This window comes from Levilactobacillus parabrevis ATCC 53295, assembly GCF_001434055.1.
Taxonomy (GTDB): domain Bacteria; phylum Bacillota; class Bacilli; order Lactobacillales; family Lactobacillaceae; genus Levilactobacillus; species Levilactobacillus parabrevis.
The window spans coordinates 15,261-40,343 of the sequence record NZ_AZCZ01000003.1 but is presented as its reverse complement, the minus strand read 5'-3'; the positions used below and the strand labels follow the sequence as shown (position 1 = coordinate 40,343).

General features: G+C 50.2%; 21 protein-coding genes. 4 read left to right on the top strand and 17 right to left on the bottom strand.

All coding sequences use genetic code 11. The features are described 5' to 3' along the window. Positions 1–2: 2 nt before the first annotated feature. From FD07_RS01285 to FD07_RS01240, 10 genes are all read right to left on the bottom strand, one after another. On the bottom strand, positions 3–2,753 hold the full coding sequence (locus FD07_RS01285) for an HAD-IC family P-type ATPase (protein WP_020088451.1): 2,751 nt from the start codon (positions 2,751–2,753) through the stop codon (positions 3–5). Between the two features lie 243 nt (positions 2,754–2,996). Beyond that, the gene (locus FD07_RS01280) at positions 2,997–3,335 is read right to left on the bottom strand and encodes a type II toxin-antitoxin system PemK/MazF family toxin (protein WP_020088450.1); all 339 of its coding nucleotides are present in this window, start codon (positions 3,333–3,335) and stop codon (positions 2,997–2,999) included. Further along, on the bottom strand, positions 3,325–3,609 hold the full coding sequence (locus FD07_RS01275) for a type II toxin-antitoxin system RelB/DinJ family antitoxin (RefSeq protein ID WP_020088449.1): 285 nt from the start codon (positions 3,607–3,609) through the stop codon (positions 3,325–3,327). Before FD07_RS01275 ends, FD07_RS01280 begins: the two co-directional genes overlap by 11 nt. Before the next feature lie 282 nt (positions 3,610–3,891). Then, positions 3,892–5,448: a bifunctional metallophosphatase/5'-nucleotidase gene (locus tag FD07_RS01270; RefSeq protein WP_027825884.1), complete on the bottom strand. Its 1,557-nt coding sequence runs from the start codon at positions 5,446–5,448 to the stop codon at positions 3,892–3,894. Positions 5,449–5,450: 2 nt separating this feature from the next. Next, positions 5,451–6,263: a phosphonate ABC transporter, permease protein PhnE gene (phnE, locus tag FD07_RS01265; RefSeq protein ID WP_020088447.1), complete on the bottom strand. Its 813-nt coding sequence runs from the start codon at positions 6,261–6,263 to the stop codon at positions 5,451–5,453. Position 6,264: 1 nt separating this feature from the next. Further along, the gene (gene phnE, locus FD07_RS01260) at positions 6,265–7,059 is read right to left on the bottom strand and encodes a phosphonate ABC transporter, permease protein PhnE (protein ID WP_020088446.1); all 795 of its coding nucleotides are present in this window, start codon (positions 7,057–7,059) and stop codon (positions 6,265–6,267) included. Between the two features lie 10 nt (positions 7,060–7,069). Next, entirely contained in the window at positions 7,070–7,822 is a 753-nt protein-coding gene (gene phnC, locus FD07_RS01255; protein WP_020088445.1) for a phosphonate ABC transporter ATP-binding protein, read from the bottom strand. Positions 7,823–7,912: 90 nt separating this feature from the next. Beyond that, entirely contained in the window at positions 7,913–8,860 is a 948-nt protein-coding gene (locus FD07_RS01250) for a phosphate/phosphite/phosphonate ABC transporter substrate-binding protein (RefSeq protein WP_020088444.1), read from the bottom strand. 319 nt (positions 8,861–9,179) lie between these two features. Next, the gene (locus tag FD07_RS01245; RefSeq protein ID WP_020088443.1) at positions 9,180–10,028 is read right to left on the bottom strand and encodes an aldo/keto reductase; all 849 of its coding nucleotides are present in this window, start codon (positions 10,026–10,028) and stop codon (positions 9,180–9,182) included. A gap of 535 nt (positions 10,029–10,563) precedes the next feature. After that, positions 10,564–11,010, bottom strand: a complete 447-nt coding sequence (locus FD07_RS01240; protein WP_020088442.1) for a MarR family winged helix-turn-helix transcriptional regulator — start codon at positions 11,008–11,010, stop codon at positions 10,564–10,566. A 79-nt stretch (positions 11,011–11,089) separates the two neighbouring features. Between FD07_RS01240 and FD07_RS01235 the strand changes: the two genes are divergently transcribed. Next, positions 11,090–11,644 (top strand): NADPH-dependent FMN reductase, encoded by a 555-nt coding sequence (locus FD07_RS01235; protein ID WP_020088441.1) that lies wholly within the window; start codon positions 11,090–11,092, stop codon positions 11,642–11,644. 89 nt (positions 11,645–11,733) lie between these two features. Here FD07_RS01235 and FD07_RS01230 read toward each other — a convergent pair whose 3' ends face one another. The 5 genes from FD07_RS01230 to FD07_RS01210 all read right to left on the bottom strand — a co-directional run bounded on the left by FD07_RS01230 (position 11,734) and on the right by FD07_RS01210 (position 17,541). Then, positions 11,734–12,420: a glycerophosphodiester phosphodiesterase gene (locus FD07_RS01230; RefSeq protein WP_020088440.1), complete on the bottom strand. Its 687-nt coding sequence runs from the start codon at positions 12,418–12,420 to the stop codon at positions 11,734–11,736. A 206-nt stretch (positions 12,421–12,626) separates the two neighbouring features. Beyond that, a complete protein-coding gene (locus FD07_RS01225; protein WP_020088439.1) occupies positions 12,627–13,751 on the bottom strand; it encodes a vitamin B12 independent methionine synthase in 1,125 nt (374 codons plus the stop codon). A gap of 365 nt (positions 13,752–14,116) precedes the next feature. Continuing rightward, on the bottom strand, positions 14,117–15,067 hold the full coding sequence (locus FD07_RS01220) for a zinc-binding dehydrogenase (protein WP_020088438.1): 951 nt from the start codon (positions 15,065–15,067) through the stop codon (positions 14,117–14,119). 19 nt (positions 15,068–15,086) lie between these two features. After that, entirely contained in the window at positions 15,087–16,607 is a 1,521-nt protein-coding gene (locus tag FD07_RS01215; RefSeq protein WP_020088437.1) for an ABC transporter permease/substrate-binding protein, read from the bottom strand. Position 16,608: 1 nt separating this feature from the next. After that, positions 16,609–17,541, bottom strand: a complete 933-nt coding sequence (locus FD07_RS01210; RefSeq protein ID WP_020088436.1) for an ABC transporter ATP-binding protein — start codon at positions 17,539–17,541, stop codon at positions 16,609–16,611. 441 nt (positions 17,542–17,982) lie between these two features. Here FD07_RS01210 and FD07_RS01205 point away from each other — a divergent pair, with 441 nt between their 5' ends. Then, a complete protein-coding gene (locus tag FD07_RS01205; protein WP_020088434.1) occupies positions 17,983–18,402 on the top strand; it encodes an Lrp/AsnC family transcriptional regulator in 420 nt (139 codons plus the stop codon). Here FD07_RS01205 and FD07_RS01200 read toward each other — a convergent pair. Then, the gene (locus tag FD07_RS01200; protein ID WP_020088433.1) at positions 18,399–19,343 is read right to left on the bottom strand and encodes a zinc-binding dehydrogenase; all 945 of its coding nucleotides are present in this window, start codon (positions 19,341–19,343) and stop codon (positions 18,399–18,401) included. The genes FD07_RS01205 and FD07_RS01200 overlap by 4 nt on opposite strands. A 100-nt stretch (positions 19,344–19,443) precedes the next feature. Here FD07_RS01200 and FD07_RS01195 point away from each other — a divergent pair, with 100 nt between their 5' ends. Together FD07_RS01195 and FD07_RS01190 are read left to right on the top strand one after the other, a co-directional pair. After that, positions 19,444–20,253: a MerR family transcriptional regulator gene (locus FD07_RS01195; RefSeq protein ID WP_020088432.1), complete on the top strand. Its 810-nt coding sequence runs from the start codon at positions 19,444–19,446 to the stop codon at positions 20,251–20,253. Positions 20,254–20,434: 181 nt separating this feature from the next. Then, the gene (locus tag FD07_RS01190; protein WP_020088431.1) at positions 20,435–21,670 is read left to right on the top strand and encodes an ArgE/DapE family deacylase; all 1,236 of its coding nucleotides are present in this window, start codon (positions 20,435–20,437) and stop codon (positions 21,668–21,670) included. Between the two features lie 1,264 nt (positions 21,671–22,934). Here FD07_RS01190 and FD07_RS01185 read toward each other — a convergent pair. After that, positions 22,935–25,073: a WxL domain-containing protein gene (locus tag FD07_RS01185; RefSeq protein WP_020088430.1), complete on the bottom strand. Its 2,139-nt coding sequence runs from the start codon at positions 25,071–25,073 to the stop codon at positions 22,935–22,937. Positions 25,074–25,083: the final 10 nt, after the last annotated feature.

Genomic DNA, 25,083 nt, shown 5'->3' with positions numbered 1-25,083 from the left:
GCTTAGAAGTTACGCTGTTCACGCGCCACGGTCTGATTGTCAATACGGTGGCGAATGGCCTTCGCAATTTCGGTAACCACCAGAACCACAAACCCAGCGATAATCGGAATCCACCAGCCGTAGAAGAAGTTGACGGATGTGGTGTGGAACACACTCTGCATGGCTGGCCAGTAAATGATCCCGGCCTGTAAGACCAGCAGAATCGCGACGATCACGAAACTCATCTTGTTCCGGAAGAAGTACTTCGACAGTACCGGGTGGTCATTCTGCAAGTTAAAGAGGTAGAAGACCTTCCCGAAGATGATCACGTTTAACGTCATGGTGCTACCGATTACGGCAGATAAGCCTTGGTTCGTTAGGAAGTCGTAGGCAAACATCCCGAGTCCAGAAATCAGCAACGACACGTAGGTCACTTCGAAGACGTCCAGCTTGGACAGAATCCCCCGCGTCACGTCTCGCGGACCTCGTTTCATAATGCCGCTTTCGGCCGGTTCGAAGATGAACGCGAACTGAATCGTCAGGGCAGAAACCATGTTGATCCACAACAATTGGGTCGGGAACAACGGTAATTCTTGGTCCATCAGAATACTCAAGACCACGATCAGTCCTTCGGCGAAACTCGTCGGTAGGAGGAACCGGATTGTCTTTCGAATGTTATCAAAGACGTGACGCCCTTCCCGCACGGCCCGCAGAATCGACGTGAAGTCATCATCGGCCAGCACCATATCGGCGGAGTCCTTGGCGACATCGGTTCCCCGAATCCCCATGGCCACCCCAATGTCGGCTTGCTTCAGTGCGGGCGCGTCGTTGACCCCATCACCGGTCATCGAGACCACGTGACCGCGTTGCTGTTGGGCCTTAACGATCCGCAACTTATCGGCGGGCGTAGTCCGGGCGAAGACGGTATATTGGTCAATCTTAGCGGCCAATTCTTCATCACTCAATTGCGCCAGTTCAGGCCCGGTAATGGCCCGTGCCTTTTCGGACAAGTTCAGTTGTTGCGCGATAGCGGCCGCCGTTTCGGGGTCGTCACCAGTAATCATTTTAACCTTGATCCCCGCGTACCGTAACTGTTTCACGGCATCGGCGACACCAGGACGCGGTGGATCAATGATGCCGGCCATCCCCGCCAAGTGGAAATTCTGACCGACAGTAACGTTGGCCACATCGGTCACGTCAGCGGCAACTGGTTGGTAGCCCAAGGCCACCACGCGTTTCCCCTGTTGCGTCAACTGGGACAAACGTGTTTGCCAAGCTGCCTGATCGACAGGTTGACCCTGTTCGCTCATCATCCGCATCAACGTCTGCGGCGCCCCTTTGACCAGCAACACGCGCTGACCATCGTGGTCCACCAATCGTGCGGAATAACGAATCGCGGAGTCGAAAGGTAACGAATCGATCTCTTGAGGGTCAGGTTCCGTTCCCACTAATTTATGATAGAGCGCCGTCAACGCACCATCGGTCGGTTCACCCGTCAGGACCCACTGACCGTCTTCCTCATGGAATTCGGCATCGGAGGTCTGACCGGCAATTTGGACCAACCATTCGAGGTCAGCGTCGTGTTGCCACGGCACCGTCTGGCCCTCGTCGTTTTCAATCTGACCAGTCGCATCGTAGCCAATGCCGGATACGGTATAGGTATCGGCGGCGGTCAGGACATCGGTCACGGTCATTTCGTTTTTCGTCAGCGTCCCGGTCTTGTCGGTGTTCACGATGTCGACAGCTCCCAGCGTTTCAACGGCTGGCAGCGTCTTGACGATCACATTTTGCTTAGTCATTGCCTGTGTTCCCATGGCCAAGACCACCGACGTACTAGCGGGCAAGCCTTCTGGCATAGATCCCACAACCATCGTGATAACGGCGATCAGTAAGGTTGGCAAACTGTACACGTGGGTAATCATCCCCAGAATGAAGAGCAAGGCCGCCACCACTAAAATAGCAATCGACAGACCCAGACCCAGACTGTTTAAGTTCTTCATCAACGGCGTCCGTTGCTGCTTAACTTCAGCCACATTCTGTTGGATGTGCCCAATCTCGGTATCCACTCCGGTCACCGTCACGATCCCGCGACCGGAACCATTAGTCACGGCCGTAGAGGCAAACGCTTGGTTCGATCGTTCAGCCAACGGTAAATCTGGCGCCGTTAAGGGGTCTTCCCCCTTCAAGACGGAGTCAGTTTCACCGGTCAACGCAGACTCCTGAATCTTCAGGTTATCGGCATCGATCAGTCGCAAATCGGCCGGAACGGTATCCCCAGCTTCAAGCTGCACGATATCCCCAGTAACCAGCTCCCGGGCTGGCAAGTTAATTTTTTGCCCATCGCGGATCACAACTGCTTCGTTGACTAAGAGGGCCTTGATCCGGTCCAGCGCGTTATCCGCAGATTTTTCCTGAAAGTAACCGATAAAGGCGTTCGCGATGATCACCAATCCGATAACGATTGAGTCGGAGTAGTGGTGCATAAAGAACGTGAGCAAGGCGGCGCCCGCCAGAATATAGATGATACTGTTGTTGAACTGCTTTAAGAACCGCAATAAATTGGATTGCTTCTTCACGGTCAGTTCGTTAGGGCCATTGGTCCGTAGGCGTTGTTGCGCCTCACCGGTACTCAAACCATCATCTCTATCCGTGGCATAGTCTGCAAGTAAGGACTCAGTCGTTCGCTGCCAGAGCGGCAGCTCCTGGCTGGGTCCAGGGTCAGTACTTTCTGCTACTTCAGTTGGTGTTACAGTTGCTTCTGGATCTTGTGCCATATATTAAGGTTCATCCTTTCTAAATTGAAAAATTTTAACGGTCGGGAATCGGTAATGCAATATTCCGGTAGTGCAAGACGTCCACCTCCAAATCTAAATTTTTGATTAGTTAATTTTACCAAGTTTTCATGAAAATTGCATCTCTTTCAGCTGTTTGCAATGTAAATTTAACATATAGGGTGAAAAAGTTGTAGTGATAATTAAAATAGGCAACGATTCAGTCGCTTGCTGAATCGTTGCCTATTACATTCCTGATTCGTGCTCTCGGGTAAACATGGCGAGTCGCCAAATGTCAGCCACTGAAAGCTTACCAATTTTTTTGATTTTCATTTGAAGTGTCTTATCAAGACGATACATCGTTCCCACATCAATCCAAGATGGCTTATCCAAATTTGCCGCTTGCCAATCCACTATCTCTAGGTAGTTTTTTCTAATGCGTGTCGATTTCTCAGCGTATTTAGTGGTCACAGGATAACAAAGTAAGTCTTTTGAGAAATCATCAATTACGATTACCGGACGGCGCTTTCCCCCAGAGGATTGTGTAAATGCTAAATAGACAATTGCAATCTCATTAGTCTCCATTGGCAATGAACTTTTCTAAGTCTGCTTGCGTTTTAATTTCCTGAACGGGTTGATTTTTCGTTGCTTCCAACAATTCATGTGTTGCTCGTTGCCGTTCCGATAGAACAACACCAAATGGTAATCCACCATGGATAATAATCTGACGATAGAACATATTAATTGCGTTAGTCGGTGTCACACCGAGATCACTCAAAATCTTTTCGGCCTGATCAGCAACTTCCGCATCAACTAGCGCCTGAACCCGTTTACTTTGATTCTGCTTTGCCGTTTGCATATTACCCCTCCTAGTTTTAAAGAATCATACTACAATAAACTCAATTTAGCTATTGATACGCTCTCATTTGAGGCTGACAGCGAGCTATCCATCTATATACCAATCAATCCTATGATTGGGTCCATGCTCTCTTTTGACCAAGCGCAAACGGCGCTACTGCTGCTAGAACATGGTGAACAACTGGGTAAAATTGTCGTCACCATCTAAAACCGGTTGATCCAAAAGGACTCTAACCCGAAAGTACCAGAGCACATCCTAAATCGTGATGGCTCTGGTACTTTTTTAGCTGATAATTTTAAAATTAGTTGGCTGTTGTCCCAAAACCACGGGGTGTTGTTCAAAGTATGTCATGATTAATTCGGGTAAATCTACATTTACTTCCCGCGTGATTTTCTTCGCACTAAACATCGGATAATCACCGCCACCATTGCCGCGGTACTGATTAACCGCTACGCTAAGCATTTGATCTGGTTGAACGGGGGCCCCGTGATAATCCAGCCGCACAACCCGCTGGCCAATCGGTTGGTGTAAGTCGAATGTGTAGTCTAGCCCGCTGTAAAAGTCATAGTTATAGAGTTGCAATTTGGGTGTCGTAAACGCCGAGTTCACGGTAATCTTTCCCTCAGCATTCAACAGCCAGAAACTAGCGCACCGCTCCAAGGCATCCCGAATATCTTGGCCCGAAAGTTGCTCCACCACGAGTGTATTGGGATAGCTGTAACTATTCAAGAGTTGTCGAATCGTGGGTTGCGTGCTTAGTCCCCGAACATCATCGTTGAAGAGACTAGTTGCGGCAATGTCAGTCCCCCCCGCGGCCATTTCAACAGTATTCACGAACTCAAGATACGGGTGTCCATGTCGCCGAGCGACCATTGCATCTGTCACGCTTAGGCTGTCACCGCTTAGTTTACCAATTGGTTGGTCTAACCAGCGCTGGACGTGACTTTCAGTCTCGTCCGCCAACGTTGCCAGCCAATCCGCCGGTTGCGCATTCGCCGTGGTCAGCAGGCGGGCATCGTGATCGATGACTTGCTTGCTTTTATCCAACACCAGATCAATCATCCCCACCGCAACGCCCTTCTCACCGGGCTGGATTGTAGGAACGCCCTGATAAATGTCTGCCAATTGCCGGTGCTGATGACCGGTGATCAAAGCGTCTATTCCGGGAACCTCCGTTAAGAGCCGATACCCTTCATTCTCACCAGTCGCACGTTCAGTCAACTTACCAGTGGTCGGGTCGGCCTCGAAGCCACCGTGATAGGCAACGACCACAACATCTGCTTGCTTACGTAACCGAGGAACCCAGCGTCTAGCCGTCGTGACGATGGAGTCGAACTGCAATCCCACGATATGGTCAGCCGTCTCCCACACCGGAATGTAACTGGTCGTTAACCCAAGGATTGCCACCCGCACGCCTTGCCGTTCAATAATAGTATACGGTGCGTCAACTATCTTTTGAGCTTCCCCACCATCAATGTTGGCACCCAACAAAGGATAGTCCCGGTCGCGCTCACAGGTTCGCAGGTAGTCCAAGCCATAGTTGAATTCATGGTTACCTAACACGCCAGCATCGTAGTTCAGTGTTGTGGTCAGCTGGCTCAAAAGCTCACTCGGTGCCTCGGAATGTTTAGCCAAGTACGTAGTCAACGGGGATCCCTGAATCCAATCCCCATTTTCAATGGTAATCACCACTTCATCTGGTGCGGCATTTTGACGAATCTCTTCAATCACGGTTGCTGCCTTGAGCAAGCCCAGCGGCTGATTATCCGCCGCGTTCAGGTATTTCGTTGGGTAGACGTAGCCGTGAACATCGCTAGTCGCGAGAATCTTAACTTTCACCACTAAATCAACCTCTTTCGTAATTGTTCCGACAGGGTATCAATCAACAGAACCATCAGGACAATCCCTAATAAGATGATGCCGACTCGCGGCCAGTTACGCGTCTGAATGGCAAAGATCATGGGAGTCCCAATTCCACCAGCACCAACCATCCCCAGAATCGAGGCTGAACGAACCGCGATCTCAAAGCGATAGAGGGTATAGGAAATAAATTCTGGCATGATTGTCGGCAAAGTTGCTAGCATAAAAATCTGTGCACTATTGCCCCCAGCACTTGTGATGGCCTCATCGGCACCCCGATCCATGTTCTCAATGGCTTCACTGAACAGCTTACCCAACATCCCAATCGAATGAATGCTGACCGCTAGGACCCCAGCGTATGACCCCGGGCCAACTGCCTTGATGAACATAATGGCAAGGACAATCTCAGGAAAAGTCCGAATCAAAGTCAATACGACCTTGCCACTTCCCGAACGGACGTGAAGCCATTCCTTACCACCGCGCGCCGCCCAAAAGGCAAAGGGTACACTGATCAGTGACGAGATAATCGTTCCCAAAAAGGCAATCGCCAACGTCTGCAGAATCAAAGACACGAGATCTTCGCCGCTGCCGTTATAAACGTACGGCCAGTCCGGCTGAACCAGGCCATGCACAATCGAGCGAGATACAGATGCCGCCGATTCCTGCAGACCAGTGAAATGCAGTCCCGTAATCGCCCAAGTATAGATAACCGCCACGATTGCAATCCACAGGAGCCAGTTCCATCGTCGCCACAAAGTCAACGTAGCGGGCTTTTTTGAAATAGTCGTTTGCATATTAGAGTAGCACCCTCCTTAAGTGATTGCTGATGCCGTCAATGGCCATGACCACCACCAGCGTTGCCAAAATAATCACCGCCGTCTGACTATAGTTGAACTCATTAAGTGACCGCTGTAGAAATACCCCAATCCCACCGGCACCTAAATATCCCAGTACCGTTGAGGCCCGCACGTTGAACTCTAAGGTGTAGAGAAAATAGCTCACGAATTGATTCATGATCTGCGGCAAAACGGCGTACCAGATAATGGTTAATTTGTTGGCCCCCACAGACTCTAAGGCTTCCAGCGGACCCATATCAATCGTCTCAATAACTTCATAGAAGAGCTTGGAAACCATCCCAAACGAGAAGATGGCTAGCGTCACAACCCCCGCTGTTGACCCGATCCCAAAGATTGCCACAAAAATAGCTGCTAGGAGCAGGTCCGGCAGTGTGCGGACAAGGTCGAGCATCAAGCGAATAATACCTCTGAGCCAGCGGTTGTGAACCAAATTACTGGCTGCCAGCACGGCAAAGGGAACAGCGAAGGTAGCCCCAATCGTGGTTCCCAAAATGGCCATCTGAATGGTCTCGTATAGGGGATGGAGAATGACTGGGAGATAGTCCCAAGCCGGCTGCGACATCCGCACAAGCAGATCCGTAAACTGGCCCAGGTTGTTGAAGAACATCCCCACATCAACACCAGTCATCCGTGACGAAGCCACCAGCAAAATGAGAATGACGAGCGTCCAGCCAATTGGTTTCACGTGCCAGCGTTGTAGCCATGGTCGCCGAGGTACTTGTGTTGTCATCATTTTCGCCCCCCTAGACCGTCTGGTAGACCCGGTTCAGGTCTGCCTCGGTCACATCCGCAATCGGCTCATCGTAGACCACCTCACCGGCGCGCAATCCCACGATCCGGTCGGCATACTCCCGAGCTAACGCCACGGAATGTAAGTTGACAATCACCGTAATGCCATCCTCTTGATTCAGACGCTTTAAAATATCCATGACCGTCTTAGTCGTCAGAGGATCCAACGAGGCAATCGGTTCATCAGCCAAAATAATCTTAGGATCTTGCATCAGCGTCCGCGCAATTGCAACTCGCTGTTGTTGACCACCAGACAGCTCATCGGCACGGGCATATAGCTTTTCCGCCAGACTGACCCGTTGCAAGGCCTGTACAGCCTTCTGCTTGTCCGTGGCGCTAAACAAGCCTAAGATACTCTGCCAGGTTGCGTAATAACTCACCCGGCCCGAGAGCACATTCTTAGCCACGCTCGACCGTTTCACTAAGTTAAAGTTTTGAAAGATCATCCCGATTTTTCGCCGCAACAGGCGTAGTGACCGACCCTTATAAGCCTTGATTGATTCGCCTTCAACCCGAATCTCACCGGACGTAATCTCATGCATCCGGTTGATGGTCCTCAGTAAGGTGCTTTTCCCCGCACCAGATAGGCCGACGACCACTAAGAATTCACCCTGTGGAATCTCAAAGTTAATGTTCTTCAGACCAACCGTGCCGTTGTCGTAAACTTTATTAACGTTCTTAAATGAAATAATGGGTGTCTTGTCCATCCGTCTGATTCCCCCTATGTAAAAGAGCAGCGAAGGCGCCGATACTATCGCTCCCCCTGCTACTCTTACCGTCGTTACATCAATTTAATTTTACTTGTCGAGGGCCTTAGCCTTCTTGTCGTACTGACGAATAATGTTAAAGTTGCTATCTTTTGAGTCCGTGTAGCCTTCATGCGTGTAAACGCTGGAAATGATGGCGTGACCCTTCTTAGTCTTGGCAATCTGTTTGAACGCCGTCGCAATCTTCTTTTGCCACTTACCGGTCATGTCCCCACGGACCGTAATGGTATCGTTTGGAATCTTCCCTGTGGTGTAGATTGGAACGACCTTACTCATAATGTCCTTCTCGTCCTTCTTCACCAGGTTCCGCGCGCCTTGGAAGACAAAGGCAGCATCCGTGTTCTTGTTGTAAACGGATAAGACCCCTTGATCATGGCCCTTGACCGTAACCGTTTGAATGCCATCCTTGTTGATGTTGACACCTTGGTCCAACATTTCAACTGCTGGATAGATCCAGCCGGCCGTAGATGTCGTATCTTGGACGGCAATCTTCTTGCCCTTCAAATCCTTCACCGACTTGATGCCACTATCCTTGCGTACCAGAATTTGGGAACGGTAGTAGTCGACCAGCTCAGTATTGGCTTTGTCTCCCGGTTCCGTGAGCCCGTGTCGTTGTGCTTGCAATAAGACCTTGTCATGGTACTGCTTATGAGCCAAAACGTAGGCATCAGGTGGCAGGAAGCCCACATCAACCTTCTTAGATCCCATCGCTTCGACAATGGTATTGTAGTCGGTTGAAACACTGACCGTGACTGGAATCCCCAATTGCTTCTTCAGCAACCCTTCCAGCGGCTTAGCCTTAGCCTCAATCGTCCCCGCATTGGATGATGGCACAAATTCCACCGTCAACTTCTTAGGGGCATACCCCTTCGATCCAGACGTGGATGCCGTGGTCTTCCCACAGCCCGCCAACGTTGCTGGCAAGACCAGTAATGCGGTGAAAACTAAGAGCCATTTTACCTTCTTACTCAAGTGCATCTAGCTCACTCCTCAGTTATGTAGTAGTCCTCTTTGACCACTCCTAATACTAGCAGAAACCCGAACTTTTACAATTGTTTTCTGAAAATATGCCGGTTTATAAATATATTAATGATGAGAAAAGTGCCTATTTTCAATAAGTAAATCGTAAAACTCGAACTATATATTTATTTTTCGATAAAAGTATCTTGTTGGCGAATCTAATGAGCTGACCAACCAATTTTCAGTGTAATCACCCGCCCAAATGATGATTACAGGCAGCAAAAAAACGGCTGATCACACTTTATTCGTGCAACCAACCGTTTTATTTTCACCGAATTTAACCCTGCGTCCCATTATGCTCATGATTCTTGGCCGTATCGCTCATCGCGTTTAACTTAGCCATGTCACTCGCGGCAATTGAGAAGTCCAGCTGCGCATTAGCCGTAATATGGGCCTGACTCGTCGCCTTAGGCAGAGGCAATACGCCATTCTCTAAGACAAATCGCAGAGCGAGCTGTGCCGCCGAAACGTGGTATTTATTGGCCATCTCTTTAACCGCCTCATTGGCCAACATATCCCCCGTTGCCAATGGTGAATAGGCTTCAACCAACATATCGTGGTCCTGCGCAAACTTCGTGATCTTGGGTTCCGTGTAGCCAACGTAATATTGAATTTGATCAACCATCGGTGCCACCTCAGCATGATTTAAGACGTTTTGCAAATCGTGACTGTTGAAGTTCGAGACCCCAATGGCCTTCGCTTTACCGCTGGCATAAATTTTTTCCATCGCGCGCCAAACATCAAGGTTACCGGCATCACAATCCTTGCCGATTTCGCCCCATGGCCACGGTGCGTGAATCAAGTATAGGTCAACGTAACCAACGTCCAAGTTCGCCATGGTCGTGTCAAAGGCATCCAGCGCGCCTTGATAGGTCTTGACTTCAGCTGGCAACTTCGTGGTCACAAAAATCTCTTCTCGTGGAATCCCAGAATCGCGAATCGCCTTGCCAACACTAGATTCATTAGCATAAGCCTTCGCCGTATCAATGTGCCGGTAACCAGCCTTCAATGCGTTAGCCACCGCATCATACGCCGTGTCACCACCCGGAATCTGCCAAGTACCAAATCCAACTTGTGGAATCTGCGACCCATTAGCCAAACGAAAAGTATCCGTTAAAACTGACATATTTGACCCTCCAATTTATTCAGTAACTGGTATAAGTATACGCTTTCTTTACACACGTAAGGTCAAATTGGCTTTCAGATTTGTTCGGAATTTCATTTAGATTTCAGGAAAATTTCGCTTCCATGAATTTGTAATATTACAAATCACGAGAATTACCCAAAACCCTTGATTTCTCTGTTATTATAAAGATGTCGTAAAACAATTGCTTAACAACCAGACGACAAACTAAAGCTTTTTTGGTAACAATTGTTAAGGTACCCGGAAAATGCCTCAACAATTGATTGTCCAAATTAAATATTAGCCTCATTGAATCAGACTAAATCCCAGTTCGATTCAATGAGGTTAATTTTTTTACACTTTTTTTGCGACCAGACTGACTAACTACGCCGATTTTAGCGTGCGCCAAATTCAGCGAATCACACCACAGCTCACCGTCAACTTTAGTTTACGGATAACACCAACCAGCGTTGATTCACCCAACTTACTTCCATCAACCAGTCGTCACTAAAATAGCTGCTCAGCGCGACATGCATACTTATTCATGATAATCTTCCTTGTTCCCCGTCAACGTATCTGCTAACTGTTGCAGGACTCGCGCCAACTCGGCACGATCGGTATTGGAATAGCTCGCTAATTTTTCACGTAATGCGGCCTCCCGAGCGAGCTTTATTTGTATTAGTCCCCGTTGTCCTTGCGATGTTAGCGTCACCTGGCGGACGCGTTGATCTCGACGCTCCGCCTCCGCTAGCCAACCAGCTGTCATTAACTTATCGACCTGCCGACTAATGGACGAGTGGTTGCGACCAATCTGATCGGCCAGCTCACCGATGCTAATCCCCGGCTGCCGACCAACTCGAACCACGATAGGCAGTGCCGCCGATTCCAACGGTACATCGGCCTGTTGGAGCAGATGGCGGTCCTGTTGTGGTTGGTTAAAAAACGTCACAATTTCAAATAGTGCTTCAAAAATTTCATTATCCATACTTGCTAGTATACCAGAATGCTGTTAAGATGTGTGCATAGTGCACGGATAAATTTAAATTTAAGGAGCGTTCTAACTCATGACATCTAAAATCGGCATCATCATCGGCTCCACGCGTCCCTCCCGGATCAGTCCCGACATCGCAGCATGGCTTCAAAAGGCCGTTGCCCAGCCTAACCTAACCGTTGACCTCATCGACCTCGCTAAGATCAACCTGCCCTTCCTGGACGAAGTCGCCCAGCCGTCAACGGGAATCTACAACGAGGCTCACACGCAACGTTGGAGCCAACTGATTCAGGGTTACGATGGCTTCATCCTGCTCTTTCCACAATACAATTGGGGCTATCCGGCACCCTTGAAGAATGCTTTAGATTACCTCTACAAAGAATGGGCCGGTAAGCCCGTTAGCATGGTCTCATACGGTGGACACGGCGGCTTCCAAGCGGCCCAGGGTGTGAACCTCATCATTCGTGGTCTCAAGATGCAGCCGTTGAACAACAATCTGCAGATTAGCTTGCACCGTGATGCCATGGACGACCAAGGTCACTTCATCGATGTTGACCAAGCCCTGGCACCCTATGCATTTAACGCGCAACAGTTGGGGGCTGAGTTCCAGAATTTACTCAATAAATAACTTATCATTGGATGGCTTCTCCAATACTCCACGCCTCCTTTGAAAATCTAACAAGCGCCCCGTTCTGTCATCGGAACGGGGCGCTTGTTTTAATTTGCAATCTGTTGTTTCACCTGCATCATCATCTCAAAATCATCCGTGAAGATCCCGGCGACGTGCTGCTTCATGAGATCCGCAGCCACGGTCGGATTGTCGACCGTCCAGATACGTTCGGTGATGGGTAGACCTGATTGAAAGTGACTCAGGTGCAAGCCGCTCAGATGTTCCTTCGCTACCAGCATTGCCGGCTGAGCCACCGGCTTGTCCGTCAACCAACAATAACTCTCGTTGGGCGCAATCTGCTGACAGGTCTTCAAGGTCGGCAAGTGAAACGATGAGAAAATCACGGGACGCCGTAGATTGGTCGCGTGCACCATCTGCATGACGATGGCTTCAATCCCCGAATACTGAATCTTATCGGTCTTCAACTCCAGATTGAGTTGCACATCGCGGTCAGTGACCAGCGCTAGGAACTCCGCCAGTGACGGAATCGTTTCCTGATTGGCCAGCCGAAAATGCCGCAGTTGCGCGTAGGTATAACTCTCAATCAAGCCGCTACCATCCGTGGTTCGGTCAATTCGCTCGTCATGCATAATCACCGGCACACGGTCCCTGGTCAAATGCACATCAAACTCTAAACCTTCGATTCCATGATCCAAGGCATAGCTGAATCCCGCCAGTGAATTTTCCGGAAAACGCGCCGGATATCCCCGGTGGCCAAATACGGTCGTTGTCATCGTTACCAGTCACTCCCTATTTTCAGTCTCGGTTACTGTCATTAGGATACCTCTTATTTTACGTGATGTTTGTAAAGAATTACTGAGGTTTTGGTAAAGACCTGGTAAACACATTGGCGAACATAGTGGTTAATTCTATCAATCATTGCATGGGAAAGGTGGCTCCCCGGCATGCACTGCCGTTGAGCCACCACTTGATACCCTGATTATCCCCAAACACTATCCGAAATCCGTTTGACCAACTTCAGCTTGGCCCACTGCTGATCCTCCGTCAACTGGTTCCCTTCTTCAGTCGAGGCAAAACCACACTGCGTGGAAAGAGCCAGGTTAGCCAACGGTACCTGTTTGGCGGCATCCGCGATCCGCGCCTTCACGACAGCCTCATCCTCCAGATCGGGGAACTTGGACGTAATTAATCCTAAGACTAGCCGCTTGCCAGCATCGCCGTTCCAGATTTTCTTCAATGGCGCAAAGCTTCCAGCCCGATCACTGTCGTATTCCAGGAACAGCCCGTCATAGTGCAGCTGACCCAGATAGGCCGCCACGTCGTCGTACCCGCCGGAGAATAGGTAGGTCGACTTGAAGTTTCCCCGGCAAATGTGGGTCGTAACCGTCAGATCGTCTGGTAAACCTGCCAACAGACTATTGATGACGTGAACGGCATCCTCAGCTAGACCAACGTACTTTTGGTGTGCGGTGGCATCGTCAGCCGTCTCGTTAAGCTTGCTTATCAGGAAGGCCCAAGTCGTATCATCCAGCTGTAAGTACCGGCAACCTAGGTCGTAGAAATGCAAAATCGTTTCGTGATAGGCCTTGGCCAAGTCATCTAAGTAAGTGTCCCAGGTTTCGTAGAATTGGTGCCAGTTATCACTTCGGTTGTCCCGGAATAACATCGTTGGTGAAGGGATCGTCTGCTTCACGACCACACCATCTGGTACCAAACTCTGTAAGTACGCGAAGCTCTCAAAGAAGGGATGGTCCGGGTTAAAGGCAATCTTGCCGACCAAGTCCGCATTGTCCGTTCTGGTCTTACTGCCGTGAAATTTATAACTCTGCTGATAGTCGTAGTGGCCCACCCCCGTCAGACCCCATAGGAAGTCCAGATGCCACCAGCTACGGTTGAATTCGCCATCGGTGACTGCCTTCAAGCCGAGGTTGACCTGTTCAGCCACGACACGCTTCGTTTCAGTCCGCTGAACCGCCTTCAATTCGTCCGCCGTAATCTCACCAGCCGCAAATTTTGCCCGGGCGTCCTTCAAGTTTGCTGGCCGTAAGAGACTACCTACAACGTCATACCGGTAAGGAAATGCTTTTAAAGTCGTTGTCGTCATGATAAATTCCTCCTATATTTTGTGATTTGTCATGGGATATAAAAAACGCATTCGTCCCTGAACTAATTGCTTAGTTCAAGGGACGAATGCGTCGTTTTACCACCCTAGTTTACAAAGCCCTCGCAGACCTTGCCTCAACGGTACCTATTGATACCCGGAAAGTTAACGGTTCCTACCGATCAAGCAGCGTGAACCGCTTGATAGCTATCAGGAGTTCATCTTCATGGCTAAGCGTTGACCCGTTCTCACTTACCGGGCTCACTGAACAACGCCGTCACCACTACTCTTCTCCTAGCTTTTATGACAAATCGATTAGAAATTAATGATAGTTTAGTCCTCTCAGTGACCCCTGTCAAGCAACTTTTTTAGGAAAGCACCACGACTTTGCCAAAACTATGGTGACTTGCCAAATATTCATGGGCCGCTCGCATGTCGCTCAGCGGAAAGGTTTTGACGGGCGTGACATCGATATCTTGGCTGGCAATTAACTGCAAGAGATTTTGAATCCGTGTCACCTGCACATCCCCAGAATAAAATGACGTCAGGTAACAGTCGTTGGGAATTCTCATAATTGGATCAAAATCCGTCAGCGTCCATTGCCCACCTAACTGTCCGGTCGAACTCACAATACCCCCGGGATTCAGATGCGTTAGGGAATCGGCAACCGTTGCGGGTCCAATCAGATCCAGCACCCGGTCAAATGTCGCCGAAGTCAGTAGCTGACCCTCGCGTTCTTCAACGACCGCATCAAAACCGGCCGCCTTCAGCTGATCCGTCTTACCAAGTTGACGGGTCGTTGCCGTCACGGTCACGTCCGCCATCGCGTGCGCTAACTTGGCTGCTGCAACACCGACACCACTGGTTCCACCACGGACTAACAGCTGATCACCGGCCTGCAAGCGCAACCCTAGCAGCGCCCCGTAAGCCGTGTAGTACGTCTCAGGCACCGCTGCCAACGAAGCCCACGGCAACTCAGTGGTTACCGGGAAGATTTGCGCATTGGGGACGAGCACGTACTCCGCATAACTCCCATCGTAGGCCCGACCCATTTCACCCATAAAGGTAATAACCGTCTGACCCACAGGCAGTCGCGTTGCCGCAGTCGATTCGGTGATTGTGCCGACCGCTTCGATCCCCAGGATTCGTGGAAACGCGACGCTAGGTGACTTGCCCTCACGCGTAAAGACCTCCGAATGATTGACCCCGCGACCCTTGACTTGAATCAACGACCAGCCCGGCTTGACCTTGGGCGTGGGAACCGTCATATTTTCCAATACCGCCGGTTCTCCCGGATGACGCACGACAACTGCTTGCATTCCGCTAACTTCCCTTCGATTAGTCCAACAAGCCATGACTCTTCAAATACTCCCGCGCCACGGCCGCTGCCTTCTCGTGCTTGACGGTCACTTTGTAGTTCATCTTCTGCATATCGGTCGTTGACACCTTGCCAGCCAGCTTATTCAACGTGGTCCGCAATTCGGGATGGTCCGTCAACAACTTTTCAGTCATCAACGGTGCCCCCTGGTACGGTGGGAAGAAATGCTTGTCATCCTTCAACACGACCAAATGGTACTCCTGAACCTCGGGGTCGGTCGTATACCCATCGACCAGATTGACCTTGCCATTTGCAATCGCCTTGTAGCGAATCGACGGTTCCATCGTCTTAGCACTCGCAAACTTCAAGCCGTAAGTCTTGCTGAGCCCAGGATAGCCGTCCTTGAGTTGATGGAAATCCGGATCAAACCCAGCATGGATCTGGTCTTCAACTGCAATCAAGTCGGAAATTGTTTTCAGATTGTATTTCTTAGCAAATGGTTTAGTGACCGCCAAATCGTACCCATTTTGATACTGCATCGGCTTCAAATAAGCCATCTGATACTGCGACTTCAGCGCGTTCTTGGCTACCTTGTAGGTTGTCTTTGGATTATGACTCGCCGACTTCTGACCGGTAACCAACGATTCCAACACCGTCCCGGTAAATTCGGGATAAATATCTACGGACCCCGACTTCAACGCTTTGAACAGGAAGGAAGTCCCCCCAAAGTTCGCCTTAGTCGTCACCTGCATATTCGGATGGTCATGCTCAATCAGGTCCTTATACATATTAATCAAGATTTCCGGCTCGCTCCCCATCTTGCCGGCAATGGTAATGTCGGTCGCCGGACTGGCAATCTTGCGGTAGCCCGCAAAGCCCCCAATCAGGACAATCAGGGTAAGCAAAACAAGCCCGGCCTTCTTAAACGACAACTTACCCAGCCAGTCGATGCCGGCACCAAAAACCAACGCCAGAATAGCTGACAGGACAGCCCCGATGATCAGGAGGGCATTGTTGTTGGTTTCGATTCCCAACAGGATGTACGTCCCCAACCCACCGGCACCAATCAAGGCGGCCAACGTGGCGGTCCCAATGATCATGACCATCGCGATTCGAATACCGGAAATAATCATTGGCATGGCCAACGGCAACTCAATCCGAAACAACTTCATTCGACGCGACAGACCGAATGCCGTTGCGGCTTCTTCTAGGTTCGGGTCGATTGTGGTCAACCCAGCATAAGTATTTTGAAAGATCGGCATCACCGCGTAGATCACTAACGCAATGATCGACGGCACGGTCCCAATCCCTACAATGGGAATCAGAATCCCCAGTAGCGCCAGACTAGGAATCGTCTGGAGAACGCTGGTAATCTGCAACATCACGTTAGCCGAGCGCTTGTGGTTCATCAGTAGGATCGCCAATGGGATGGCAATCACCGCCGCAATCAACAACGAAATCAGGGACAGCCCAATGTGTTGCCCAATAGAGCGGACAATGTCGTCGCCCTGCGTCTTTAAAATATGAATAATTGCCTGCAACTTAGTCCGCCTCCTTCGCTGCTAAATAGTCCAACAGGTCCGGCGTACTGAGCGCACGTGGCCCTTGCACCGTCGTGACAACTACCGGCGTCGTCTGTTTCAATGCCGCCGCTAATGCACTAACTGAGGCGTCAGCGGTCAACGTTGCGGCGGCCGTTGTTGCCTCGCCATACCCCGCATCCAACAACGACTGAACCGTCGTGGGCCGTGGTGCATGCTCATTTTGGAAAAAGCCGCGCACAAAATCATTGGCCGGGTGCTGCATAATCTCATCGCCCGTCCCAATCTGTTGAATGTGGCCCAACCGCATCACCGCGATGTGTTGCCCGAGGCGTAGGGCTTCGTGCATGTCATGGGTCACAAAAATAAAGGTCATCTTGAGCTCGCGGTGCAGACGCAAGACCAGGTCCTGCAACTGCTTACGTGAGATTGGGTCCAACGCGCTAAACGGCTCGTCCATCAAAACCACTTTGGGCTTGATGGCCAACGCCCGAATAATACCGACTCGTTGCTGTTCCCCACCGGACAGTTCGCTGGGCATCCGAGTAGCGTACTGGTCGGGATCGAGATCGACCTGAGATAGCAGATGCCGGGCCCGCGCAATACGATCCTTGCGTGACCACCCCAGGGACTCCGCCTGAATGGCAATATTTTCCTGAATATTTAGATTGGGAAAGAGGGCAATGTTCTGGAGCACATAGCCCATCTGCAGCCGCAATTGTTTCAAGTCATAATCAATAATCCGTTTATCGTCAAAGTAGATGTTGCCATCGGTCGGTTCGATCAGCCGGTTCAGCATCTTAAGAGTGGTCGTCTTACCACTCCCACTCGGTCCCACCAGCACAAAAAAATCCTGACTAGGAATCGTTAAATTTAGTTTATCCAGCGCCAGGTTGTTCTCGTACTGCTTGCTCACATTTTTAAATTCTATCATGCTGACCTCCGTACCTTTTACTTATTCTCTCCATGCCTTGCTTCGCTTTTGTGGTCGAAAATTGTCGTCTGCGGCTGCCAGAGGTTCCACCTGCTGTGGGGAACGCCTACAGCCAAAGTTCTGGCTTCCGGATCGGCCGGCGCCATCCCCAGCCTCCTCCGGCTAAGCTAGCTTTTAACCACAACTGCCAACTGGCATTCCCGCCAAATCAAAAGCTCGCCCATACCAGTCTCATTCACCACCTATTCAGACGATGTCCTTGACCAGCACCAAGCAAGCCCTATATTGCCTAATTATACTAATGTTCTTTGAATTACCTAGGAAAACGCCTCACAAGTTCTTCGTTGTAGTAGTGTCTACTTTACAGTTTTTTGACGCGACTGTTAATATTAATAGTAAAGAGTTTCGTCCAAAAATACTTACAAAGTAAGGTGTTGTCCTGTGCTCGATCAAACTGATACTCAAATCCTAAAAGAACTGACGAAAAATTGTCGTATCAAGATAAACCACCTCGCCCAACACGTACATTTAACTGCACCCGCCGTGACTGCGCGGATCAAGCGCCTTGAGGATACCGGCATCATTAAACGATACACCATCGAGGTTGATACCGAAAAATTAGGTTACGACCGGCAGATCTTTATCCGCGCCGCCATGAAGGACGCCCAGCAACGCGCTGAATACAGTGCACTGATCAAACGTTATCGTAACGCCATTCGCCACCACTACCGTGTAACTGGCGACATGCCTTACTTAATCGAAGGTGCCTTTCATTCACGCGCTGAGCTCAACGAATTTCTCCTAGAACTAGGAACGGTTGCGACCTACAAGGTGAGCGACGTCATCGACCAGTTAATCTAGTCGTTGTCCACGATAACCTGGCCCATGTCCCGACTTGCCATCACGTAGTCGTGAGCCTCGCGGATATCGGCAAGCTTGAAGACCTTAGCGATTGGAATCTCTAAATGATGCTTGGCAATCAAACTGAACATTTCGTCTACCAAATCTTGTTGCACATCGGTCGAGTCAAAGAATGTCAGGTACTTATCCGACAGCGTGAATGGGCTGAATTCCTTAGCGACCCATTCGCCCGCCAACAAACCAATCAATGTGACCACGCCCCCCTTACTGAGATGCGCAATCGAATCGGCCATCGTGACCGTTCCGACCATGTCGATGATGCCATCGTACGTTTCCGTCGTCACCAGTGCGTTGTCCCGGTCGAGGACGGCCTTGTCCGCACCATTTTTGACCAACTCCGGTAACATTTCTTCCCGTCTACTCGTGGCGGTCACGGTCAGGCCCAACACCTTGGCCAGTTTAATGGCCGACAAGCCAACCGCACTCGTTCCGCCACGCACTAGCAACGTTTGACCAGCTTTGAGCGACAGCGACTTGATGGACCCCAGTGCCGTGTAGAAGTTTTCAGGATACTGCGCCAACGTTACCCAGTCACCAGCATAGTCGACGGGGAATAAGTTGGCGTCATCGATCAGCGCATACTCCTCATAACTCCCATCGACTTCACGTCCCAGACCACCCATCATGGTGATGACCTTTTGGCCTACTTTAAATTTGCCGTCCGCAGCTGCCTCGTGAATTTCACCCACGGCCTCCACACCGATTACCCGGGGAAACTTCACATCGGGTGACCCACCGGCACGGGTCAATACTTCGTAACGGTGCACGCCAAAAGCATGAATCCGCATAACCGATTGCGTCTTCGTGGCCTTTTGGATGGGCCGCTCAACCATATTCATGACGCTGGTATCCCCTGGTTCGTTAATGACAACTGCTCGCATAATTAATTACTCCATTCTATTTTCGAATTTGCTTATTCAACGCTCTTAGTATAAGGTGTACCGTAACGTTACAGTCAAGCAAACGAACTGGAGATGTCCCATGTTAACTATTCAAAAATTCGCCAAGCTAGCCGGTACGACTCGCCGGACGCTGATTTTCTACGATGAAAAGGATTTGTTCAAGCCGAAGGAAGTTGCCGCCAATGGCTACCGCTACTACGACTATGATCAACTTTATGAAGCCACCTTTATTTTGGAGTTGCGGCAATTAGGGCTGTCGATTTCAGAAATCAAGACGCTGAATTCTGCCACAGATTCACACGCATTGAATGAGAACCTTAAAGACGTTCTGACGAAAATCAATACCCAGATAGACAATCTAAATGTTCTACGGGCAACGCTCAATACCCGCTTCAATCAACCTACCGAGGCGACGACCAGCGTACGCAACCAACCGTTCGTCGAAACAGCTCCCGCAGCGCTGTTCTGTCACTCAAGGCAGTCCGTGGCCTGTACTGAAGAGGAGATTGCTGAAATTTATGCCGACTTCTACGACCGCCTCGGCAAGCTTAATTTGGTCAACAAGCAGGACTCCGGCTTCCGTACGCAGTTACCGGATAGCGATGCCAACCGTTATCCCGACGCCTCCTTCTGTATTCTGAAGGCGATCACGGCGACGATGGATACCGGTGACTTACCTCGTTTGGAGAAACCAGCCGGCGACTACATCTCCATCAACACCACTAATGATACTAAACACATCTGCATTGGTCTGCGAATTCTAGCCGAATACATCGCCAAGAACCATATTCAGATCAACGACCATCTCTGGCAGATGAACCTGGACGAAAACTTCACGAGCAAGGGCGCTTCCAATCTGGTGCGGTTACAGTATCAGATCCAGGCGTAATATTCAAATGGCTCAACTCTCTAGAGAACATCATCTTCCATGGTGTTCTCTTTTTTCTATCAATTTCTTCTGACAGTCGCGTGTTTCTTGACCACCCCTACAAAAAGTGCTGTAATCAAGTTAGTTATCACCCTAATTTCGTAAAAACCGGGTGGCCATATTTAAAATGAGGTGGAAGAACATGGATGAAGTTGTTCAAGCGCTGAGCGATATCGTTAAGATGAATACCGTTAATGGTGCTGAGGGGCAAGTAGCAGACTACATCGCTGCCCTCCTGGCAAAGCACAATATTGAAAGTAAATTAGTTGAATACGCTCCTGGGCGGGCCAGTCTGGTCGCCGAGATCGGTGACGGCAACGGTCCCGTTGTGGGATTCGATGGTCACGCCGACGTGGTTGCCCTAGGCGACGCTGACAAATGGAAAGTCGATGCCCTCTCCGCTACCATCAAGGACAACTTGATGATTGGCCGGGGGACTTCCGACATGAAGTCTGGCTTAATGGCTGGCGTTTGGGCAATGATTCATTTACAAGACAATCACATTCCCCTACACGGAACGTTGCGCTTGATGACAACGGTTGGTGAAGAATACGGGCAATACGGCGCCAAGCAACTCGCCGAATCCGGTTACGCCAAGGATCTCGACACACTGATCGTCGGTGAACCTAGCGGGGTCGCCAAGCAACTACTGATGCAAAAACAGATTCAATACATGCTGCAAGCCGACCAAGCCGCTGCCCAGAAGTTATCCGATGCCAACCAGACCGGTGAACAACACTTCATCGAACTGGCCCACAAGGGATCCTTGACCTACACGGTGCACTCTAACGGAGTCGCTGCGCACAGTTCCATGCCTGAAATCGGTAAGAACGCCATTACGCCTTTAATGGCCTTCTACCAAAAGGAAGAGGAATACTTCGCCTCCATCAAAAACTACCGTAACCCCGTTCTAGGTGCGGTAACGCCCGTCGTCACAATGATTCGTGGTGGGGAACAGATCAACACAGTTCCCGCCAGTGCCGACTTATCCGTTAAGATTCGGACGATCCCAGAATTGCCAAATGCCGATATGACGGTCGCCATCAAGGAAATCATCGCTGACTTAAACGCCGCCGGGGCCGACCTGACCTTGGATATTCTGAGCGACTTGCGGCCAATGCACACCATGGAAGACGCCCAATTAGTCACGGTTGCCCGTGAAGTTGGGGAAAGCAACCTGGACCAGAAGTTGCCATTAATTGGTGTTCCGGGTGGCACTGACGCCTCCTCCTTCCTGGCCGCCAATCCTGACATTGACGTTGTCATCTTTGGACCGGGTAACATTACAGCGCACCAGGTTAACGAATACGTTGACTTGGACATGTACCACCGCTTCATCACGATTTACGAGCAAATGGTCACGAAGTTATTGAAGTAACTAGACATTAAACGTTATCGCCTACGGCTGTCAGGGATTCTGCCGCTGTGGGGACCGCCTCCAGCCAAAGTACGGGCTTCCGGCTCGGTTCGAAACCTCGCCAAGTTCAGGCGAGTTTCCAAACGCGTCCCACGCTGTAAGGCCGGGAAGAATCAAACGCCCGGTCTAACACCGTCGTCACGGCTGGCGCCATCCCTGCCCTCCTCCGGCTAGACTAACTTTTAAGCTCTAATTAAACAATTACGTTCCATATAGACTGCATTAACTCGACTTGAAAAGGGGCGAGTTAATGCGGTCTTTTTTCTATACGGCATATATCGGTTAATTTTCCCCTTTACTTACTACTAATGTAATTTTGATTGAATTTGTCTCACTTTTTTTGACAAGCAAACACAATACCTGTTATTTCTATTCGAAGAACACTGATATATCAAGGGTTTTGAGAAAGTTAAATCAATTGAAAAAATATGACTTAATTCAGTCAAGCTAGAATGAACACATATGCTGTAGCCATTTTTCACAATGGCTAAAAACTAGCCGGAGGTGGGTAGAGGTGGAACCAGCCGTGAAAATGGCGTTAGAACGGGCACTTGATTTTATCCGTTCTTACACCATGGACGACCTTTGAAGTTCACGGTCTTGGTGAGATTCAAAGTCGAGGTAAAAGACCGCTCTTTGGCTTTTACCGGTCCTCACAGCAGGTGGAACCTCTGCCAGCCGCAGGCGCTGGTATCAGCCGTATACAAAATGGCGCCCGGGCTTTAGACCTAGGCGCCATTTCGTGGCTTTGATGAAACTTAGTTAATCTGTTAGCGATAAAATCGTTGCATATTAGCTTCTGTGGTAGGGTGATTCGTCTTTAATCTCCCAAATTGACTGACATTTGACCTGCCCACCTAACAACTGAATACGGTCTAGCTTCGGTTAGACTGCATCCCCGGTCAACAGATTCGGTTCTGAATACTCGAACAGTAAGTGCTTCAGAAGACGCGTCTCGCATCGAGTATCCCGATTCTGGCGGCTTCCGAAACGTGCTACCCAAGGCAGGTTCCTGCGCTTAGCAACCTAAGTGACTCACTTGCCTGAAGTAACACTGCTCCGAGAAGCACAGCCCCAATCGAATATTCTGATCCTGGCGGCCTCCGAAACGTGCTCGGTTGGGCTGACCCCTCCGCTTAACCCGGATAAGCACCGGCTCGGCTCCGCCAAGCTGGCACTTATCCACGTTAATGCTCAGGGTCAAACGCCCGCCCTCGCACTCTTACTACTGTGGTGCATCCTCCAGCGTCCAAGTAATGCTCCCGGAATAATTACCAGGAACCGTTCCTGAATCCACTGCGAGTAAGACCCCAGACTTCTTTTCCCAATGTGCTGAAACGTTGAACTTACCGTCGAGGTTGGCATCGTTCGTCGTGTGGGTCAGCACCGGCGTTGGGCTTGCGCCAATTGGCGTTACCCCCCGCTTGCTGATATACACGGGACCGCCGCCTAACTTGACACCAGTTTCGCTAACGAACGGCGATGCTTGTGCCATCAGCGTCCACTGAGAACCCGTCCCCCGGGTATCCTGAACCACCAATTGCCAATCACCATCCCGGTGCACCAACTGATTTTTATCCGTCAGTGTACTGTTCTGAAAACTTTCATTTGGCGAAATATAACTAAACTTCAATTCACCAGTCACCGTGATGGTCACGGTAACCAGATTGGACTTATCACCATCCGCCGTGACGGCCCTGAGATTCAAGGTATTTTTACCCTGACGTAGCATTTCACTGGTCACCGGCAGGGTAAACGTCCCATCGGCGTTGAGTGCAACATCCGGTAACTTTGCCTTGTTCAGGGTCACCGCGAGTTTGGCTAGCGGCGCGGTTTCAGCACTCGTCACCATATCAACCTTCCCAGTAACAGTGGTCCCCTCTTGTGCCTTCAAGTTTACCGTCTGCCCACTGGTAACGGCCAAGTTCAAGTCGACGCTCGGATTAATCGTAAACGTCGGCGTCTCGACCGTTCTAATCAAGGCGTTAGACGAGAAAGTACTTGATGTGCGTGCCACCTTTGTTGTCTTGGATACCGGCGCCACCCGCCCAGTCAGGCTGATGGTTGCGGAGGGGTATGCGCTATCCATCGCGTAACCCAACTCGGTAAGCAGCTGGTTGTCCTTGATTTTGCTGACGTCCAGTGTCTCGGGAAGACGATCACCACTATAGGTGATCTTGGCTTCCTCGAAATCAATGGACTTAGGAAGATTTAATTTGGCGATAATGCTTGACCAGGGTTGCCGACCGTCACGATAGTCCAAGTGGTAGTCGAGACGAACTTGGTCGTTAGCGACCGTCGTCCCGTGATCCTGAATCTCCCGTTCACGCGTCAGGTCAGTCAAGGTGGTCCTTGTATCCGCCTTAACGTTTCCCGGCGTGTCTTCGAAGACGACCAGGTTGTTACTCCACCTAGAACCCGTGGCACCGGTAATCCCCCAGCGAACCCGATTCGAGCCCGTGGGATCAATAGCCTTCTGGTTCAGCCGAACCGTTCGACTGACCCCCGGCTGTCGTTCCCCAGTTTGTGGATTCTTGTCATTAAACGTGTAGGTCATGGTCTCCGCCAGATCATTCCAATGAATGGTGACGTGATGCCACTGCCCGTTCGCCAAGAACCCAGGATTCTTAGAGTTGGTGATCAGTCCGTTGTGTTGGAGGGAATAGTAGTAATTGGTTTTCGTAATGCCCCACGTGCCAGGATCCACGTACTGATGATACGTCGTGGCTAGACCTGGATATGATGACGCGATGTGGGCTGCTGGGAAGCCGATATCGAACGAATTTCCCTGACCGGCAGCGTGTCCACCAGTTTGGTTATTAAACGCCGTGTCGAATTCAACTGCCCAACTATTCTGGATTGCCGTTTTAGCGATTCCCGCGCTGGAACTTTGGACGGGGTTCTTGTCGATTCCCCAGGCACCCAGTGTTTCCCCAATAACGCCAAATCGGCCAAATTTGGGACTCGCACCAATGCCTTCTGAATCATTTTGCAAGACGAAGGCCATGCCATCAGCCGCCTTCGTACCCTTATCGCCAAAGTACATCCACATTGAGACTGTTTCGTCCTCTTTTAAATTAAAGTAGTTATCATCCGTCGACCAAATCGCGCCAAATTGATTTGAGCCATTAGTCAGACGTGCTGCTTGCGTATTCGGAGCGGCCGGATTCGTTGTATCAACTACAGCAGCAGAGCTCATGCTAGCTGTCCCTAAGGTCATAATAGCATCCGTCTTGTCCAATAGAATTCCTTGCGGCGCCGTTGCCAACGCGTTCGTGTAATCACTATCGGCATGGGCCGTTAGCCCATTGCTTAGGGTCACTGCTAGTAGAATCAAGCCGGCGCTCAACCACCGTTTGTGCAACGTAATTCCT